The organism is Streptomyces sp. NPDC059247, assembly GCF_042754005.1.
In the GTDB taxonomy this organism is placed as follows: Bacteria; Actinomycetota; Actinomycetes; order Streptomycetales; family Streptomycetaceae; genus Streptomyces.
Map to the genome: position 1 here is coordinate 20,722 of NZ_JBHYZW010000005.1, position 17,904 is coordinate 38,625.

Sequence of the window (17,904 nt, forward strand, 5' to 3'; positions counted from 1 at the left end):
GGGGCCGGGTGCTACGGGGCATCGGTGGCCTTCCTTCCCCGGGTGGTGAGCAGCAGGTGGAGGCCGGTGACGACGAGGAGGAAGAGCAGCAGGAGGACGGACATGGCGGAGCCGGTGCCGAAGTTCCAGGTCTGGAAGGAGGACTGGTAGATGTGCAGGGAGATCAGGTCGGCGGATTCGGGGGCCGCCCGGCCGAAGAGGACGAAGGGGGTGGTGAAGTCGTTGAAGGTCCAGAGGAAGAGGACCAGGACGAGGACCTGGTTGACGGGCCGCAGCGAGGGCAGGGTGATCCGGCGGAGCTGCTGCCGGAGTCCGGCGCCGTCCAGGGCGGCGGCCTCGTACATCTCGCGGGGGATGTTCTGGAGTCCGGCCATCACGATGAGGAAGGCGAACGGCCAGCCCTTCCAGACGGAGACGACGAGCAGGGTGACGAAGGCGTTGTCGCCGATGAGCCAGAAGGCGGGGCCGTCGCCGATGCCGAGCTGGTCGTGGAGGACGTGGTTGATCAGGCCGTTGTCCCGCTGGAACATGAACGCCCAGGTGATGACGGCCGCGTAGACCGGCAGGGCGTACGGGACGAGGAAGAGGGCGCGCAGCAGGCCCCGGCCCCGGAAGTTCTCCTGGAGGAAGACGGCGGCGGCGGTGCCGAGGAGCCAGCACAGGGCGACGGCGCAGAGGGTGAAGACGCAGGTGGTCAGGAAGGACTTCAGGAGCGAGGCGCCGACGGGGGCGTCGAAGTCGACCGAGACGGCGTAGTTGCCGAGTCCGGCCCAGGGGGCGGCGGTCCAGTCGCGGATGAAGAACTGGGTGAGTTCCTTGAAGCTCATCACGATGCCGATGAGCATCGGCACCAGATGGACGAGGAGTTCGAGGGCCAGGGCGGGCAGGAGCAGCAGATAGGGCAGTGCGGCGGTCCGGAGGCGCCCGGGGCGGCGGCTGCGGGGGACGGCCTTCGCCTTCCCTGGGGCGGGTCGTCGTGCGCCGGGGGCGCCGGTCCGCTCGGTGGCGGTGGTGGCCATGGTGGCGTCCGGGCTCACTTCTCGGGCATCTGCTGCTGGGCCTTGTCGAGCTCGGCCCGTACGGACCCGGTGGTGACCGGGCGGCCCGCGGCGGCGTCGGCGAAGAGCTTCTTGACCGCGGTGCCGACGACGGTCTCGAACTGGGACTCCTCGGGGACCTGCGGGAGGGCGGCGGCGCTGGTGGCGAGGGTCTTCTTGAGGACGGCGACGGTGGGGGTGTCGAACGCGGGGTCCTGCTGGGCCGTCTTGACCGGGGGGATGGAGCCGTAGGCCTTGTTGAGGGTCTTCTGTTCCTCGTCGCTGGTCATGAACTTCACGAATTCGAGGGCGCCTTCGGTGTTCCGGGTGTTCTTGAAGACGGCGAGGTTGATGCCCGCGACCATGGAGTTGACGCCCCGGCCGGGGCCGGGGGTGCCGGAGGCGACGGGGGCGGGGGCGACGCCCCATTCGTCGGCGCTCATGCCCTGGGCGGTGAAGGTGGTGCCGGGGGTCTGCCAGAGGAGCATCGCGGTGCGGTTCTTGGCGAAGTCGCTGAGGGACTGGTTCTGGGCGTACTCGGCGTTGCCGGGGGCGACGATCTTGTGGGCGGCCATGAGGTCGACGTACTGCTTGACGGCGGCGACGGCTCCCTCGGAGGTGAAGTCGGCCTTGCCGTCGGGGGTGAAGAAGTCGGCGCCGTGCTGCTTTCCGAGGACGAAGACCTGGTGGATGTTGTTGGCGAGGTTGCCGCCCTCGACGCCGATGGCGGACCTGCCGTCCCCGCTGATCCTCTTTCCGGCGGCGACGAGTTCGTCCCAGGTGGCGGGCGGGGCGGTGATGCCCGCGTCCTTGAACATCTTCTTGTTGTAGTAGAGGGCGTAGGCCATGGAGTAGAGGGGGACGGCGGCGGGGTCCTGGCCGGTGGAGCCGGTGGAGCCGAGCGCGGACTCGACGAAGCGGTCCCGTCCGCCGATGGCGGCGAGCTTCTCGGCGTCCCAGGGCAGCAGTGCCCCGCTGGCCTGGAGGGAGGCGCTCCAGGTGTTGCCGATGTTGAGGACGTCGGGGCCCCGTCCGGAGGTGGTGGCGGTGAGGATGCGGTTGAGGAGGTCGGACCAGGGGACGACCTCCAGCTCGACCTTGATGCCGGTCCGCTTCTCGAAGCGGTCCAGTTCGGGCTGGAGGACCTTCTTGTCGATCTCCGTGCTGGCGCCCTGGTTGGAGGCCCAGTAGGTGAGGGTCCTGGTGCTTCCGCCGGAGCCGCCGGCCGGGGAGCCCCCTCCGCAGGCGGTGGCGGTGAGGACGAGGGCGAGGGTGGCGGCACCGACGGCCGCGGCTCTGATTGGGCGCATGGCTCCTCAGGACCCTTTCGGGGAGTGGTGGGGAGCTGGGGAGAAGGGTCGTCGACGCGTCCCGCGTTCAGGCCCTGAAGCCCTCCCCGGCTTAATTTAGGATGTGAGTTAAACCTCAAGAGAAGGTCGCGTCAAGGGTCCTGACAGCGGTATGTTGCGCCCAGGACTACTTCACCAGGGGGCCCAAGTGACCATGCGGAACGGCCGCACCGTACGTGACCTGCGACGCGAGAACCGCACCGCCGTCCTCCAACGCCTCTACTTCGACGGCCCGATGAGCCGCTTCTCGCTCGGCCCCGCGACCGGCCTCAGCTCGGGGTCCGTCAGCAACGTGGTCGCCGAACTCGTCGCGGAGGGCCTCGTCGAGGAGGCGGGCAGCGTCGACTCGGCCGGGGGGCGCCCCCGCACCCTGCTCCGGATCACCCCCGGCAGCGGCTGCATGATCGGGGTGGACGTCGGCGAGACCCGGGTCAGGATCGAGCTGTTCGACCTCACCCTCACCGAACTCGCCCGCACGGAACGCCCGTTGGCCGTGGACGGGGCCGACCCGCACGAGCGGTACGAGGTCGGGGTGGTCGTCGGCCACGTCCGGGAGGGCATCGCCGAGGTGCTGCGCGCGGCGGACGTGCCGCCGGAGCGGCTGCTCGGCGTCGGCGTCGGCGTGCCCGGCATCGTGGCGCGCACCGCCGAGGACGGCGCGGTCGTGCACGGCCAGACCATCGGCTGGGACGCCGTCCCCCTGGAGCGGCTGCTGCGGGCGAGCGTGGTGCTCCCGGAGGGGGTCCCCTACTGGATCGACAACGGCGCGAAGACCCTGGGCCAGGCCGAGATGTGGTTCGGTGCCGGGCGCGGCGCGCGCAGCGCCGTGGTCGTCCTCTTCGGCTCGGGCGTCGGCGCCTGCGTGGTCACGGACCCGATGGGCCCGGGGCGGGCGATCGAGTGGGGCCATCTGACGGTACGGGTGCGGGGGCGCCGCTGCCGCTGCGGCGCCCGGGGCTGCCTGGAGGCGTACGCGGGCGCGGAGGCGCTCCTGGAGCGGTGGCGGGAGGCGGGCGGACGGCCCCCGGCGGGCGCGGACGAGGAGACGGCGCTCACGGCGATGCTGGCGGCGGCCTATCCGGCGGGGTCCGGGACGGAGCCCGACGCGACCGCGCTGGCCGTCCTGGAGGAGACCGCCGAATACCTGGGCGCCGGTTTCTCGGATCTGATCAATCTGTTCCAGCCGGAGCGCATCCTCGTCGGCGGCTGGGCGGGGCTCCAGCTCGGCGCCCGCTTCCTGGAGACGGTGAAGGGCCACGCGACGGCGTACGCGCTGCGCTACCCGGCGGCGCGGGTCGGCATCGGTCTCGGCACCCTCGGCCCCGACGCGGTGACGGTCGGCGCGGCGATCCTGCCGCTCGCGGACTTCTTCGCCCGGGGCGGGCGGCGGGCGCGGGCGGAGACCGCCGAGGAGCAGCCCGCGTGGGCGTCGACCGTGCGGGAGAGGGCGGCGCACTGAGGGTGCGCCGCCCGGCCCCGTACCGGCGGGGTCAGGGGTAGGAGACCACCGTGGACGGGACGGTGGCGGTGCCCGAGGTGGGGGCGCCGACGCCGTTGATCACGTGCTCGTACTGTCCGTTGCCGCCGAGCGAGACGACCAGCAGGTCGTGGAACCTCACGCCGGGCTTCACCGGGGCCCGGAAGCCGTGGTCCTGACGGATCGTCGGGTCCACGTTGTAGTAGCAGTAGCTGCCGAGCGCCCAGCCCTCGTGGGTGTTCACGGAGTCGTCGACGCGATAGGCGGCGTAGCCCTTGTACGGGCCGTCCTGGACGGCGGCCTGGTTCGGGGCGTCGTACGCCTTCTCGTTCTGGAAGAAGATCGTGCGGCCACGCTCGCCGAACCACTCGACGTCGTACTTGTTGAAGTGCTCGACGAAGAGTCCGGTGGCGAGCACGTCGTCGCCGTACACGCGGACGCCGTAGTCGGCGCGGTTGGTCTCCCAGCCGACGCCCTCGCCGTGGTCGGCGCGCCAGACCCAGGTGTGGTCGACGATCACGTCGTCGCTGTGCACCGCCATGGCGACGGTGGCCTTCCCGGGGCCCGCGCCGCCGACGCGGAGGTACACGTCCTGCACGGTGGTCGGGTTCGCCGCGTGGTCGGCGGCGGAGTCCGGCGCCCCGATCTCCAGCAGGACCGGGGAGTTGACCGGTCCGGCGTCGACGAGGAACCCGGCGAGCCGGACGCCGTCGACGTCGGCGACCCTCATCGCGGTGACGCCGTTGTCCGGGACGAGCGTGGCGAGGCCCAGACCGAGGACGATCGTGTCGGCCCGGTCGATCTGGACCGGCCGGTCCAGGTGGTAGACGCCCGGGGTGAGGAGCAGGTGGAGGCCCTGGCGCAGGGCGGCGTTCATGGTGGCGGCGGTGGTCCCGGGCCTGACCACGTAGAACCGGCTCAGCGGGACCGACCGGCCCTGCGGGGTGCCGGAGGCCCAGCTGGTGCCGCGGGCGTTGACGCGCTTGGCGGGGGCGAAGACCTTGTACTCGCCGCCCTCCCAGTACAGGAAGGGCTTCTCGCGGGAGACCGGGGTGGTGTCGAGGGTGGTGTACGGCGGGTTCGGGAAGCCGGTGGCCGGGGCGCCCTCAACACCGGAGAAGGCCATGTTCCAGACGCCGTTGAGCCAGCCGCCGACGGCGCTGTCGCGGGTGTACCACTGCTGCTGGGAGTACGGCTGGACGGTGCCGTCGATCCTGGAGTCGGCGATGTAGCCGCCGCTGGCCCAGCCGTAGCCGCTGGGGGCGAGGTTGAGGTTGCCCTTGACGTGCATCCGGCGGAAGGAGGCGGCCTGGGAGACGGCCCAGCGGTCGGTGCCGTTCGCCGGGGCGAGGGCCAGGTTCTCGGCGGCGCGCCAGAAGTTCTGGGTGGCGTTGCCGTTGAACCAGCCCGCGTCGACGGTGACGTCCCCGTTGACGGTGGTGTCGTCGGGGCGCAGTCCGAGACCGGCGATCTGGGTGTAGAAGCCGATCTGGGCGTTGAGTCCGTCGTAGGTGCCGGGCTTGAGGAGGAAGGCGTGCCGCCCGCTGCCGAACTGGGCCGACTCCTGCTGGGCGAAGACCTGGTCCAGCTCGGCCTGGATGCCGGGCGTGCCGGGGTCGAAGACGTGCACGTTCGGCCCGAGGTCACCGCCGCCGGGGAGGGCGGGACCGTCGCCGCCGGGGGTGCCGTACACCTGGAACTCCCAGAGCGAGTAGCCGTATCCGGTGGCGCGGGCGGTGCCGGACACCCGGACGTAGCGGGCGGTTCCGGTGACCGGCAGCGACTCGTCGCCGCCGGGGCCGTTCGCCGTGCTGTGGGCGGTGGTCCAGTCGGTGCCGTTGCCGGAGAGCTCGACGCGGTACGCCTTGCCGTACGCGGTCTCCCAGCGCAGGTCCACCCGGCTGAGGACCGCCGGGGCGCCCAGGTCGACCTGGATCCACTGGGGGTCGGCGAAGGCGCTGGACCAGCGGGTGCCGGGGTCGCCGTCGACGGCGGCGCTCGCGGGGGTGCCGCCGTTCTCCTGGCTGGAGGCGGTGGCGGGGCGGCCCTGGGAGAGCAGTACGGGCGCGGCGGCGGCGGGGGGCGCGGCGACGAGCGCGAGCAGTCCCGCGAGCAGCGCGGTGACGAGGGCGGCGGCGGTGACGCGCCGAGGCGGCCTGAGGGCGGCCGGGGCGGGCCCGGGACGTGGAGGGGGCGGGGGCGGTGTCGGGACGCGGGTTCCGGCTGGGGGCATGGCTCGATCTCCTCGTGAGCGAGGGGGAGTTGGGGAAAGGGAGCGCGCTCTCCGCAGCAGATGCTCGCGGGCCCCCGCGCGGGGGTCAAGGCATCCGACCGCACTTTTCTTTTGGCTTGCATTAAGTGTCGAGTGATCGGGGAGGGGGTGAGGGCCTCCACCTCGGGACCTGTCGGCCGCCCGGCGGCCGGGGGCGGTGGCGGCTGGGCGCGCGGGCGGCTTGGGGGTCCGCCGGGGGTGGGGCGGATGGTCCGTTGGGGGGCGGGGGCCGGGTGGTCCGGGTGGTCCGGGAGGCCCAGGAGATCTGGGAGATCCGGGAGATCCGCCGAGAGCGGGCGCGGGCGGCCCGCCGGGGGTGGGGGCCAGACGGTCCGGAGATCCGGGGGGCTCAGGGGATCTGGGAGATCCGCCGGGAGCGAGGGCGGGAGGTCCGCCAGAAACGGGGGCGGGCGGTCCGGGAGATCCGTCGGAGGCGGAGGCGGGTGACCCGGGAGATCCGTCGGGGGCGAGGGCGGGCGGTCCGGGAGAGCCACCGGAGGCGAGGGCGGGCGGTCCGGGAGAGCCACCGGAGGCGAGGGCGGGGCCGGGGCATCCCGACGGGCGGGGTGCCCCAGGACTTCCGGCGATCCGAGGGGCGCAGGGCTTCCGGCGATCCGGGAGGAGGCGCGGACGGGGACAGGAGGTCTTCCTGTGACACAGGGGCTCGGGGTCGCTCCTCGACGGCCGGGACCCACGGCTTCCCCGTGCGGGGCCCCGGAGCGGTCGGCGGCTTCCCGAGGCCGGGACGCGGGCACCCGCCCGACAGGCCGTGGAACAGGCCCGGTCGAGGAGGTCCCCCGCTTCAGGAACCGGACGAGCGTTCCTCCCCCGGTTCCGGCTCCAGCAGTTGCCGCAGCATCGGGCCCGAGAGGCGCAGCACGTCCTCCAGGTCCGCTTCGGCGATGTACGGCATCCGCAGCATCTCCCGCTGCACCGCGATCCCGAACATGGCCGCCGACACCAGGGCCGCCCGCAACCGCGCGTCCGGGCCCTCCAGCACCTCGGCCAGCGGGTCCACCGCGCCCGTGGTGGTCTTCTCGCGGAGCAGCTGCGCCGCCTGCTCGTTGGTCATCGCGGAGCGCAACAGGGCGAACATCGGGTCGTTGCGGGGCCCGGCGAAGTCCGCGAGCATCACCCGGAGGTACTCCTCGGCCTGCTTGTCGGACACCTTCAGCTCGGACGCGTCGAACGACGCCTGCCATTCCACCGCCTCGCGGAACAACTGCTGCTTGGTGCCGAAGTACTTGATGACCGACGACTTGTCGCACTCGGCGGCTGCCGCGATGCCCCGGATCGTGGCGCGTTCATAGCCCTGCCGGGCGAACTCCTGGCGGGCCGCCTCCAGGATGCGCCTGCGGGTCCGCTCGCCCTTGCGCGCCTTCTCCGGCATGGCGGTGCTCCTCGTTCCTCGTTCCTCACGTGGCCTGGAGGGTGATCGTACGCGGACGGCCGGGCCGGGGATTCCTCACGACCCGGCCGTCTTCGCACGTCAGCCCATGTGCACCGGGGTCGGCCGGTCGGCCGCCCCGGGCGTCGGGCGCTTGGCGTTGACCGCGAGTCCGACCACGGCGATGCCCGCGATCATCAGGACCGCCGAGCCCACGAGGGCCGCGGTGTAGCCGTCGGTCAGCGCGCTCGCGGCGCGTTCGAGCAGACCGGTGTCCTTCGTCGCCAGCGCCTGGTAGTAGGCGCCGTCCGCGTGGGGCAGCTTCTCGTCGGCGGTGGTCGTCGAGACCGTCGCCAGTACGGCCAGACCGATCGCCCCGCCGATCTGCTGGGCGGTGTTGAGCAGCGCCGAGGCGATGCCCGCGTCCTTGTGGCCGACACCGGAGACCGCACCGAGGGTGACGGGCAGGAAGGCCGTACCGAGGCCGACCGCGGTGAGGAACATGGCGGGCATGAGGTGGGCCCAGTAGGAGGACTCCGGGGTCATCGTGCCGAACCACAGCATCCCCGTGGCGGCCAGCGCCAGACCCGGGATCGTCAGGGTGCGCGGGGCGAACCGCGCCACCAGCTTCGAACCGGCACCCGTCGCCATGCCCATGCCGAGGCTGAACGGGATGTAGGCCAGACCGGTCTCCAGCGCGTTGAAGCCGAGCACCTGCTGCATGTAGAGCGACAGGAAGTAGAACATCGCGAACATGCCGGCGCCGATGAACAGCATCGTCGCGTACGAGCCCGCGCGGTTCCGGTCGGCCAGCAGGCGCAGCGGCAGCATCGGCGCCGCGACCCTGCCCTGGAGGAACACGAAGACGGCCAGGAGGACGGCGGCGGCACCGAAGAACGCCAGCGTCCCGCCGTTGGTCCAGCCGTGCTCACCGCCCCGGGTGATGGCGTAGACCAGGGAGACGAGACCGGCGGTCCCGGTCACCGCGCCGGGCAGGTCGAGGCGTCCGCGCACCCGGTCGCCCTCGGCGAGCACCTTGGTGCCGAAGAGCACCGCCAGACCGATCGGGACGTTCACGAAGAACACCCAGCGCCAGTCGAGGTACTCGGTCAGCACGCCGCCGAGCAGCAGACCGACGGTCGCGCCGATGCCGGACATGCCGGCGTAGACGCCCATCGCCTTGTTCCTCGGGGCGCCCTCCGGGAACGTCGTGGCGATCAGCGACAGCGCGGTCGGAGCCGCCACCGCGGCCCCCATGCCCTGGAGCACGCGCGCGCCGATCAGCAGCTCCGGGCTGCTCGCGAAGCCCCCGAGCAGCGACGCCACGGTGAACAGCGCTATGCCGACGCGGAACATCCTGCGGCGCCCGAACAGGTCGCCGACGCGACCGCCGAGCAGCAGGAGACCGCCGAAGGCCAGGACGTAGGAGTTGACGACCCAGGCGAGCCCGGAGGCGGAGATGTCCAGGTCTTCCTTGAGGCTCGGCAGCGCGATGTTGGTGATCGTGCCGTCGAGGACGACCATCAGCTGCGCCGAGGCGATGACGATGAGGGCCAGCCCCAGATGACGGCCGGTTCCCGGGGGTGCTGCGGTGGGTGACGACATGACTACCAATCCAGAAAAGTGTACAGGCGTTGCTTTTTTCGGTTCGCACAACCTAACACCTCTCGATTCCATTCCCCCCGGGGGTATGTCATCCAGGTCACACCACCCCGAACGGAACATCCCTGGGTCGGGAATACCCCTGGGGGGTATATTGCTGGGGCGGGTGTACGACGTACGGAGCAGGCGCGGGACACCGCGTACACCGGACACCGCACGGCACGGCGGACATCGCGCGACAGGCACCACGGCAGCGGACATCGCAAGGCAGGCACCACGGCAGCGGGCACCGCACGGCAGGCACCACCCAGCACCCGTCCGGCGGTACGCGTCACTCAGCGGGAGACACGATGAAGAGCACGTCCGGCCAGGACACGGCGACCGGCCACGGCGGTCAGGGCGGCGCGACACGTCCGGGAGCGGCACCGGGGCACCCGCCCTGCCCGCCCCCCTGTCGGGGGAGGACCCCGGCACACGAAGTCGTCCCAGCGCCCCTCCGTGGGGCACGGCCACCGCCCCGGGGCCGCGCCCCACCGCATGGACACGGAAGGAACCCGCCATGCGCCTCTTCGCCCTCCGCGACTACCGCCACCTGTTCGCCGCTCAGGTCATCGCCCTGTTCGGCACCGGTCTGACCACGGTGGCCCTCGGACTGCTCGCCTACGACCTCGCCGGACCCCGGGCGGGTCTGGTCCTCGGCACCGCCCTCACCATCAAGATGGTCATGTACGTGGTCATCGCCCCGCTGGCAGCCGCGTACGTCGACCGCCTCCCCCGCAGAACCTTCCTGGTCCTCCTCGACGTGGTGCGCGGCGCGGTGGTCCTGGCACTGCCGCTGATCACCGAGGTCTGGCACGTCTACGTCCTCATCGGCCTGATGCAGGCCGCCTCGGCCGCGTTCACCCCGACGTTCCAGGCCGTGATCCCCGACATCGTCACCGACAGGTCCGCCTATACGCGGGCGCTGTCCGCCTCCCAGGTCGCCTCCACCATGGAGAGCCTCCTCAGCCCCGTACTGGCGGCCGTCGCCCTGGCGTTCATGAGCTTCGACCTGCTGTTCCTCGGCACCTCCGCCGGATTCCTGCTGTCCGCCGCGCTGGTCCTGTCGGCGCGCGTCCCCCAGGCCCGTCCCAGCGCCGAGACCCGGGCGTGGGACAGGGCGACGGCGGGGATCAGGACCTTCCTGAGGACACCCCGGCTGCGCGGTGTGATGGCGCTCAACCTCGTGGTCGCGGCGGCGGGTTCGATCGTCGTCGTCAACACCGTCACCCATGTCCGCACCGGGCTCGGCGGCTCGCAGTCGGACGTGGCCTGGATGCTCGCCGCCTCCGGCGGCGGAACCCTCCTCGCCGCCCTCGCGCTCCCCCGCGTCCTCGGACGGGTCTCCGCCCGTACGGTCATGATGACCGGCGCGGCGGTCCTGGTCGGCGGCACGACCGCCGCGGTGACGCTCCTGACGGCCGGACTGCTCACCTGGGCCGGGACGGCGGTCGTCTGGAGCGCGATCGGTGTCGGCATGGCGCTGGTCATCACGCCGACCGGCGGCGTCCTGCGCGGCTCCGTCGCACCGGAGGCGGTCCCGGGGGCCTTCGCGGCCCAGTTCTCCCTGTCGCACCTGGCCTGGCTGATCACCTACCCCGTCGCGGGATGGCTCGGCACGGAAGCGGGCTTCGCTCCCGCCTGGTCCACCCTCGCGCTCCTCGCCGGGGCGGGCGCCGTCGCCGCCCTGCTCCTGTGGCCGCGCCACGAGGGACGAGAGGCCGTGACCGCACCCGTGAGCCCGGCCCTGACCGCTCCCCGGACGGACCGGTCGACCCTGACGGAAGCCGCGTAGGGACAACCCGGCGCGCCACCCACCCCGCTCGGCGCGGTGGGTGGCGCGCCGGAGCAGGTGGGTCTACGCCACCGATCCGATCCGTCCGGTGGGCTCGCGGGGGGCGTCGTGGTGGATCGGGGTGTGGGCGCCCGTGAGGGAGACGCCCGTGCCGCCGCGCCGGTTGGCGACGATCTCCGCACCGATCGACAGGGCCGTCTCCTCGGGCGTACGGGCGCCGAGGTCGAGGCCGATCGGGGAGCGCAGCCGGGCGAGTTCGAGTTCGGTGACGCCGACCCCGCGCAGCCGCTCGTTGCGGTCCTCGTGGGTGCGGCGGGAGCCCATCGCGCCGATGTAGGCGACGGGGAGCCGCAGGGCCGCCTTGAGCAGCGGTACGTCGAACTTGGCGTCGTGGGTCAGCACGCACAGCACGGTGCGGCCGTCGACCTCCGTCGACTCCAGATAGCGGTGGGGCCAGGCGACGACGATCTCGTCGGCCTCGGGGAAGCGCGCCGCCGTCGCGAAGACGGGCCGCGCGTCGCAGACGGTGACGTGGTAGCCGAGGAGCTTGCCGACCCGCACCAGGGCGGAGGCGAAGTCGATGGCACCGAAGACGATCATGCGCGGGGCGGGGACGGAGGACTCGACCAGGAGGGTCAGCGGCTGTCCGCAGCGGCTGCCGTCCGCCCCGATCTCCACGGTGCCGGTGCGGCCCGCGTCGAGCATCGCACGGGCCTCGCCCGCCGCCGTGCGGTCCAGCTCGGGGTGGCCGCCGAGCCCGCCCTCGTATCCGCCGTCGGGGCGGACCAGAAGGGCCCGGCCCAGCAGGTCGTCGGGGCCGGAGACGATCCGGGCCAGGGCCGCCGCCGCTCCGTCGGCGGCGGCGCCGAGCGCGGCGGGGAGGACCCCGCCGCGCACCGGTGTGACGAGGATGTCGATGACGCCGCCGCAGGTCAGGCCGACCGCGAAGGCGTCCTCGTCGCTGTAGCCGAAGCGCTCGACGACGGTCCTGCCGTCGTCGAGGGCCTGGACGCACAGGTCGTACACCGCGCCCTCCACGCATCCTCCGGAGACCGAGCCGATCGCCGTGCCCTCGCTGTCGACGGCGAGGGCGGCGCCGGGCTGCCGGGGCGCGCTGCCGCCGACGGCCACCACGGTGGCGACGGCGAAGGCGCGTCCCTGCTCGACCCACCGGTGCAGCTCCTCGGCGATGTCCAGCATCTCGGTTCTCCTCTGGGAAGGGGCGGGGAGGGGCGGGGGGCGTCAGCCGACGCCGAGCCAGCTCTCGACGGGGTGGATGGCGAAGTACACGAGGAAGATCGCGGTGAGTCCCCACATGAAGGCGCCGACCTCGCGCGCCTTGCCCTGCGCCGTCTTGATCACCACGTAGGAGATCACACCGGCGGCGACGCCCGTGGTGATCGTGTACGTGAAGGGCATGAGGACCACGGTGAGGAACACCGGGATGGCGACGGAACGGTCGCTCCAGTCCACGTGCTTGGCGTTCTGCATCATCATCGAGCCGATGACGACCAGGGCGGCGGCGGCCACCTCCTGCGGCACGATCGTGGTGAGCGGCGTGAAGAAGAGGCAGAGGGCGAAGAATCCGCCGGTGACCACGGAGGCCAGACCCGTGCGGGCGCCCTCGCCGACGCCGGTCGCGGACTCGACGAAGACCGTCTGCCCGGAGGCTCCGCCCACACCTCCGACGATACCGCCGGCGCCGTCGATGAAGAGCGCCTTGGAGAGGCCGGGCATCCGGCCCTTGTCGTCGGCGAGCTTCGCCTCGGTGCCGACACCGAGGATGGTCGCCATGGCGTCGAAGAACCCGGCGAGCACCAGGGTGAAGACGATCATGCTGATGGTGATGTAGCCGACGTCTCCCCAGCCGCTGAAGGACACGTGCCCGATCAGGGAGAAGTCCGGTGCGGAGACCGCGCTGCCGTGGAGCTCCGGCGGGCCGGAGAACCAGGCCTTGGCCGGGATGTCCGCGACCGCGTTCAGGACGACGGCGACGAGGGTGCCCGCGACGATGCCGATCAGGATGGCGCCGGGGATGCCGCGGGCCTGGAGCGCGAAGATCAGCAGCAGGGTGACGGCGAAGATCAGGACGGGCCAGCCCTGGAGTTCACCGGCCGGGCCGAGGGTCACGGGACCGCCGCCCGGGGCGGGGTTCTCGTGCACGAAACCGGCCTTCACGAAGCCGATGATCGCGATGAAGAGGCCGATGCCGATGGTGATGGCGTGCTTCAGCGCGAGCGGTATCGCGTTCATGATCATCTCGCGGAGGCCGGTGACGACCAGGAGACAGATCACGGCGCCGTAGGCCACGGACATGCCCATGGCCTGCGGCCAGGTCATGACCGGCACGACCTGCGAGGCCATGACGCCGGAGACGCTCAGGCCCGCGGCGAGGGCGAGGGGCACCTTGCCCCAGAAACCCATGAGCAGGGTCGTGGCAGCCGCCGCCAGGGCGGTGGCGGTGATCAGGGCGGGCTGGCTCAGCAGCTCGCCGTTGACGTCCTTGCCACTGAGGATCAGGGGGTTGAGCAGGAGGATGTACGCCATCGCCATGAAGGTGGTGACGCCGCCTCGGATCTCCGTCGGGACGGAGGAGCCTCTCTCCGATATGTGGAAGTACCGGTCGAGCCAGGATCTGCCTGCGGGGTTGCGCGAGCCGGAGCCCGCGTCCTCGGCGCTGGTCCTGGGCTCCACGGACTGGGTCATGGGGCCTACTCCCAAGGTTCAAAGGGGCACCCGCGCGGGACCGGAGAGGGACTCCGGTCCTTCGAAGTCGCGGGATTTGGGATGGTGCGTGGCTGCACGACACGGGGGACGGCCCGGGACGAACGAATGGATCGGTACTGCGGGATGGATCGGTGCTGCGGGATGGTGCGGTCACCGCGGATCTCGCGGTGCGGTGCGGTGCGATGCGATGTGGTGCTGTGCTGTGCTGTGCTGTGCTGTGCTGCGGTGGTACTGCCCTGGGGCGGGCTCCGGGCGGTGCGGGCGGCGGACCTGTGACGTCCGGGGAAGGCACGGACCGCCCGGAGGGTCCTACAGCGTGCCGGTGAGCGCCTCGGGGCGGACCGGCGTCTTGTTGAGCTCCAGACCCGTCGCGTTCCGGATCGCCGCGAGGACGGCCGGGGTGGACGACAGGGTCGGGGCCTCGCCGACGCCCCGCAGGCCGTACGGCGCGTTGGGGTCGGCCAGTTGGAGCACGTCGACCGGGATGGTCGGCGTGTCGAGGATCGTCGGGATCAGGTAGTCCGTGAAGGACGGGTTGCGCACCTTCGCGGTCTTCGGGTCCACGATGATCTCCTCCATCACCGCGACGCCCAGGCCCTGGGTGGTGCCACCCTGGATCTGGCCGACGACGGAGAGCATGTTGAGCGCCTTGCCGACGTCCTGGGCGGTGGCCAGCTCGACGACCTTCACCAGGCCCAGCTCGGTGTCCACCTCCACCACCGCGCGGTGCGCGGCGAAGGTGTACTGGACGTGGCCGGAGCCCTGCCCGGTGACCAGGTCGAACGGCTGGGTCGGGCGGTGCCGGAACTCCAGCTCGACGTCGATCGGCTCCTCGCCGTCCAGGACCTCGGCGAGGGTCGCCAGGACCTCGCCGCCGTCGGTGACGACCTTGCCGTCCTCCAGGAGGAGTTCGGCGGTCGCCCAGGCGGGGTGGTAGGAGCCGTTCTTGCGGCGCCCGATCTCCAGGACCTTCTCGCGGACGGCCTCGCAGGTGTTCTTCACCGCGCCGCCGGTCATGTACGTCTGCCGGGAGGCGGACGTCGAACCGGCGGAGCCGACCTGGGTGTCGGCCGGGTGGATCGTCACCTGGGTGACGCCGAGTTCGGTGCGGGCGATCTGGGCGTGCACGGTGACACCGCCCTGGCCGACCTCCGCCATGGCGGTGTGGACCATGGCGACGGGCTCGCCGTTGATGAGCTGGAGGACCACGCGGGCGGTCGAGTAGTCGTCGAAGCCCTCGGAGAAGCCGACGTTCTTGATGCCGACGGCGTAACCGACGCCCCGGACGACGCCTTCGCCGTGCGTGGTGTTGGAGAGGCCGCCGGGCAGCGCGCGGACGTCCGCGCCCTCGCCCGCGGTCTCCCACTGGCGCTCCGGCGGCAGCGGGCGCGCCTTGACCCGGCGCAGCAGTTCGGCGACCGGGGCGGGCGAGTCCACGACCTGCCCCGTGGGCATGACCGTGCCCTGTTCCATGGCGTTGAGCTGACGGAACTCGACCGGGTCCATGCCGAGTGCCGCCGCGACCCTGTCCATCTGGGCCTCGTAGGCGAAGCACGCCTGGACCGCGCCGAAGCCGCGCATCGCGCCGCAGGGCGGGTTGTTGGTGTAGAGCGCGATCGCCTCGATGTCCACGTCGTCGATCACGTACGGGCCGGCGGAGAGCGAGGAGGCGTTGCCGACGACGGCCGGGGAGGCCGAGGCGTAGGCGCCGCCGTCGAGCACGATCCGGCACTTCATGTGCGTGAGCTTGCCGTCCTTGGTGGCGCCGTGCTCGTACCAGAGCTTCGCCGGGTGGCGGTGCACATGGCCGAAGAAGGACTCGAAGCGGTTGTAGACGATCTTGACGGGCTTGCCGGTGCGCAGGGCGAGCAGGCAGGCGTGGATCTGCATCGAGATGTCCTCGCGGCCACCGAAGGCGCCGCCGACGCCGGAGAGCGTCATGCGGACCTTGTCCTCGGGCAGGCCGAGGACGGGGGCGATCTGCTTGAGGTCCGAGTGCAGCCACTGGGTGGCGACGTAGAGGTCGACGCCGCCGTCCTCCGCGGGTACGGCGAGGCCGGACTCGGGGCCGAGGAAGGCCTGGTCCTGCATCCCGAAGACGTACTCGCCGGAGACGATGACGTCGGCGCGCTTGGCGGCCTCGTCCGCGTCGCCGCGGACGATCGGCTGGCGGTGCACGATGTTGGGGTGCGGGACGTGGCCGATGTGGTGGTCGTCGCGGCCCTCGTGGATGAGGGGCGCGCCGGGGGCGAGGGCGGACGCCTCGTCCGTGACGACGGGCAGCTCCCGGTAGTCGATCCGGATCTTGGCGGCGGCGCGGCGGGCGGTCTCGGGGTGGTCGGCGGCGACCAGCGCGACCGGTTCGCCGTGGTGCCGGACCCGGCCGTGGGCGAGGACGGGGGTGTCCTGGATCTCCAGGCCGTAGTTCTTCATCTCGGCCGGCAGGTCGTCGTACGTGAGCACGGCGTACACGCCGGACATCGCGAGGGCCTCGGAGACGTCGATGGAGACGATCTCGGCGTGCGCGACGGTCGAGCGGAGCGTCTGGCCCCAGAGCATGTCCTCGTGCCACATGTCCGAGGAGTAGGCGAACTCGCCGGTGACCTTGAGGGTGCCGTCCGGGCGGAGGGTGGACTCGCCGATGCCGCCCATGGCGTGGTTCTGGGTGACGTCGGTCGGCGTACCGGCCGGTGCGGTGCGGGTGTGCTGCGTCATGGTCAGACCGCCTCTCCCTGCCGGACGGCCGCCAGGCGGACCGCGTCGAGGATCTTCTCGTAGCCCGTGCAGCGGCAGAGGTTGCCGGAGAGGGCCTCCCGGATGTCCTGGTCGGACGGGTCGGGCCGCCGCTCCAGGAGTTCGTCGGCGGCGATCAGCAGGCCCGGGGTGCAGAAGCCGCACTGGACTGCGCCCGCGTCGATGAACGCCTGCTGGATCGGGGAGAGTTCGACGCCCTCGCCGGTCTGCGAGTCCTGACCGGGCCTGGCCCGCCACTTCTTGGCGGCGTCGAGGGAGGTGCCGCAGGAGCCGGTGGCGCAACCGCCGCGCTCCTCGCGCTCCTTGACGTACTCGGCGAGGCCTTCGACGGTGACGACCTCGCGGCCCTCGACCTGTCCGGCGGCGACCAGGCAGGAGCACACCGGCACCCCGTCCAGGCGGACCGTGCAGGAGCCGCATTCGCCCTGCTCGCAGGCGTTCTTGGAGCCGGGCAGGCCCAGCCGCTCCCGCAAGACGTAGAGGAGGGACTCGCCCTCCCAGACGTCGTCGGCCTCCTGCGGGCGTCCGTTGACCGTGAAATTGACGCGCATGGTTATGCAGCTCCCTCAAGCGTGCGACCGCTGCCGCGGTACTGCTCCCAGGTCCAGCCGAGCTGGCGGCGGGCCATGATGCCGACGGCGTGGCGGCGGTACTTGGCGGTGCCCCGGACATCGTCGATCGGGTTGGCGGCGCCGGAGCACAGGTCGGCGAACCGCTTCGCGACCGACGGGGTGATGATCTTGCCGTTGTCCCAGAACCCGCCTTCCTCCAGAGCCGCGTTGAGGAATTCCTCGGCCTCCTTGGCGCGGATCGGAGTGGGCGCGGCGGAGCCGATGCCGGTCCGCACGGTCCGGGTCCGCGGGTGCAGGGCCAGGCCGAACGCGCAGACCGCGATGACCATCGCGTTGCGGGTGCCGACCTTGGAGTACTGCTGGGGGCCGTCCGCCTTCTTGATGTGGACGGTCTTGATGAGTTCGTCGGGCTGGAGCGCGTTGCGCTTCACCCCGGTGTAGAACGCGTCGATCGGGATGAGGCGGCTGCCGCGGACCGATTCGACCTCGACCTCGGCGCCCGCGGCGAGCAGCGCCGGATGCGCGTCGCCCGCGGGGGAGGCGGTGCCGAGGTTGCCCCCGACGCCGCCCCGGTTGCGGATCTGCGGGGAGGCCACCGTGTGCGAGGCGAGCGCGAGGCCCGGCAGCTCGGCACGGAGGTTCTCCATGATCTGGGTGTACGGAACGGAAGCGCCGAGGCGGACGTCCTCCTCGCCGACCTCCCACTCGCGCAGCGGCTCGATGCGGTTCAGGTCCAGGAGGTACTCGGGCCGCCGGTGGTCGAAGTTGATCTCGACCATCACGTCCGTGCCTCCGGAGAGGGGCACGGCCGTGGGGTGCTCTGCCTTGGCGGCGAGCGCCTCCTCCCAGGTGGCGGGACGAAGGAAGTCCATGGTGGCTCTCTTCCAGTGATT

At 71.9% G+C, this 17,904-nt stretch carries 12 protein-coding genes; 2 read left to right on the top strand and 10 right to left on the bottom strand.

Annotation, left to right across the window (positions count from 1 at the left end):
- Nucleotides 1–11: 11 nt before the first annotated feature.
- Both ACFXGN_RS12110 and ACFXGN_RS12115 read right to left on the bottom strand, forming a co-directional pair.
- Nucleotides 12–1,019, bottom strand: a complete 1,008-nt coding sequence (locus tag ACFXGN_RS12110) for a carbohydrate ABC transporter permease (RefSeq protein ID WP_384857715.1) — start codon at nucleotides 1,017–1,019, stop codon at nucleotides 12–14.
- A gap of 14 nt (nucleotides 1,020–1,033) precedes the next feature.
- Nucleotides 1,034–2,347, bottom strand: coding sequence for an extracellular solute-binding protein (locus ACFXGN_RS12115; RefSeq protein ID WP_384856936.1), 1,314 nt, complete (start codon nucleotides 2,345–2,347; stop codon nucleotides 1,034–1,036).
- Nucleotides 2,348–2,540: 193 nt separating this feature from the next.
- On the opposite strand from ACFXGN_RS12115, the gene ACFXGN_RS12120 reads away from it, so the two are divergent.
- Nucleotides 2,541–3,845: an ROK family protein gene (locus ACFXGN_RS12120; protein ID WP_384857718.1), complete on the top strand. Its 1,305-nt coding sequence runs from the start codon at nucleotides 2,541–2,543 to the stop codon at nucleotides 3,843–3,845.
- Between the two features lie 31 nt (nucleotides 3,846–3,876).
- Here the strand turns inward: ACFXGN_RS12120 and ACFXGN_RS12125 are convergent, their stop codons facing one another.
- From ACFXGN_RS12125 to ACFXGN_RS12135, 3 genes are all read right to left on the bottom strand, one after another.
- Nucleotides 3,877–6,096, bottom strand: a complete 2,220-nt coding sequence (locus tag ACFXGN_RS12125) for a discoidin domain-containing protein (protein ID WP_384856939.1) — start codon at nucleotides 6,094–6,096, stop codon at nucleotides 3,877–3,879.
- Nucleotides 6,097–6,937: 841 nt separating this feature from the next.
- Nucleotides 6,938–7,525: a TetR family transcriptional regulator gene (locus ACFXGN_RS12130; protein ID WP_384856942.1), complete on the bottom strand. Its 588-nt coding sequence runs from the start codon at nucleotides 7,523–7,525 to the stop codon at nucleotides 6,938–6,940.
- Between the two features lie 99 nt (nucleotides 7,526–7,624).
- Complete coding sequence (locus ACFXGN_RS12135) at nucleotides 7,625–9,127, bottom strand: MFS transporter (RefSeq protein ID WP_384856945.1); 1,503 nt, start codon at nucleotides 9,125–9,127, stop codon at nucleotides 7,625–7,627.
- A gap of 556 nt (nucleotides 9,128–9,683) precedes the next feature.
- On the opposite strand from ACFXGN_RS12135, the gene ACFXGN_RS12140 reads away from it, so the two are divergent.
- On the top strand, nucleotides 9,684–10,958 hold the full coding sequence (locus ACFXGN_RS12140) for an MFS transporter (RefSeq protein ID WP_384856948.1): 1,275 nt from the start codon (nucleotides 9,684–9,686) through the stop codon (nucleotides 10,956–10,958).
- A 63-nt stretch (nucleotides 10,959–11,021) separates the two neighbouring features.
- Here the strand turns inward: ACFXGN_RS12140 and ACFXGN_RS12145 are convergent, their stop codons facing one another.
- From ACFXGN_RS12145 to ACFXGN_RS12165, 5 genes are all read right to left on the bottom strand, one after another.
- The gene (locus tag ACFXGN_RS12145) at nucleotides 11,022–12,158 is read right to left on the bottom strand and encodes an XdhC family protein (protein WP_384856951.1); all 1,137 of its coding nucleotides are present in this window, start codon (nucleotides 12,156–12,158) and stop codon (nucleotides 11,022–11,024) included.
- 42 nt (nucleotides 12,159–12,200) lie between these two features.
- Nucleotides 12,201–13,664, bottom strand: coding sequence for an NCS2 family permease (locus tag ACFXGN_RS12150; protein ID WP_384856954.1), 1,464 nt, complete (start codon nucleotides 13,662–13,664; stop codon nucleotides 12,201–12,203).
- 330 nt (nucleotides 13,665–13,994) lie between these two features.
- Nucleotides 13,995–16,400, bottom strand: a complete 2,406-nt coding sequence (gene pucD, locus ACFXGN_RS12155; protein ID WP_384856956.1) for a xanthine dehydrogenase subunit D — start codon at nucleotides 16,398–16,400, stop codon at nucleotides 13,995–13,997.
- A 2-nt stretch (nucleotides 16,401–16,402) separates the two neighbouring features.
- Nucleotides 16,403–16,990, bottom strand: a complete 588-nt coding sequence (locus ACFXGN_RS12160; protein WP_384856958.1) for a (2Fe-2S)-binding protein — start codon at nucleotides 16,988–16,990, stop codon at nucleotides 16,403–16,405.
- Between the two features lie 2 nt (nucleotides 16,991–16,992).
- On the bottom strand, nucleotides 16,993–17,883 hold the full coding sequence (locus ACFXGN_RS12165) for an FAD binding domain-containing protein (RefSeq protein ID WP_384856961.1): 891 nt from the start codon (nucleotides 17,881–17,883) through the stop codon (nucleotides 16,993–16,995).
- Nucleotides 17,884–17,904 lie beyond the last annotated feature (21 nt).